This is a genomic window from Pseudomonas sp. LAMO17WK12:I5, from assembly GCF_900215165.1.
Taxonomy (GTDB): domain Bacteria; phylum Pseudomonadota; class Gammaproteobacteria; order Pseudomonadales; family Pseudomonadaceae; genus Aquipseudomonas; species Aquipseudomonas putida_A.
The window spans coordinates 1-1,138 of sequence record NZ_OBDS01000025.1 but is presented as its reverse complement, the minus strand read 5'-3'; the positions used below and the strand labels follow the sequence as shown (position 1 = coordinate 1,138).

Genomic DNA, 1,138 nt, shown 5'->3' with positions numbered 1-1,138 from the left:
GTTTTTCACACCCATTGTCGTTACTCATGTCAGCATTCGCACTTCTGATACCTCCAGCAAGCTTCTCAACTCACCTTCACAGGCTTACAGAACGCTCCTCTACCGCATCACTTGCGTGATACCCGTAGCTTCGGTGTATGGTTTGAGCCCCGTTACATCTTCCGCGCAGGCCGACTCGACTAGTGAGCTATTACGCTTTCTTTAAAGGGTGGCTGCTTCTAAGCCAACCTCCTAGCTGTCTAAGCCTTCCCACATCGTTTCCCACTTAACCATAACTTTGGGACCTTAGCTGACGGTCTGGGTTGTTTCCCTTTTCACGACGGACGTTAGCACCCGCCGTGTGTCTCCCATGCTCGGCACTTGTAGGTATTCGGAGTTTGCATCGGTTTGGTAAGTCGGGATGACCCCCTAGCCGAAACAGTGCTCTACCCCCTACAGTGATACATGAGGCGCTACCTAAATAGCTTTCGAGGAGAACCAGCTATCTCCGAGCTTGATTAGCCTTTCACTCCGATCCACAGGTCATCCGCTAACTTTTCAACGGTAGTCGGTTCGGTCCTCCAGTCAGTGTTACCTAACCTTCAACCTGCCCATGGATAGATCGCCCGGTTTCGGGTCTATTCCCAGCGACTAGACGCCCTATTAAGACTCGCTTTCGCTACGCCTCCCCTATTCGGTTAAGCTCGCCACTGAAAATAAGTCGCTGACCCATTATACAAAAGGTACGCAGTCACCCAACAAAGTGGGCTCCCACTGCTTGTACGCATACGGTTTCAGGATCTATTTCACTCCCCTCTCCGGGGTTCTTTTCGCCTTTCCCTCACGGTACTAGTTCACTATCGGTCAGTCAGTAGTATTTAGCCTTGGAGGATGGTCCCCCCATATTCAGACAAAGTTTCTCGTGCTCCGTCCTACTCGATTTCATGACTAAGAGACTTTCGCGTACAGGGCTATCACCCACTATGGCCGCACTTTCCAGAGCGTTCCGCTAATCTCAAAGCCACTTAAGGGCTAGTCCCCGTTCGCTCGCCACTACTAAGGGAATCTCGGTTGATTTCTTTTCCTCAGGGTACTTAGATGTTTCAGTTCCCCTGGTTCGCCTCTTGCACCTATGTATTCAGTACAAGATAACCATCTT

The 1,138-nt window shown here is 50.6% G+C and carries 1 rRNA gene; it reads right to left on the bottom strand.

The features are described 5' to 3' along the window. Positions 1 to 1,138: ribosomal RNA gene (locus CRO59_RS27670) — 23S ribosomal RNA — on the bottom strand; the annotation flags it as partial.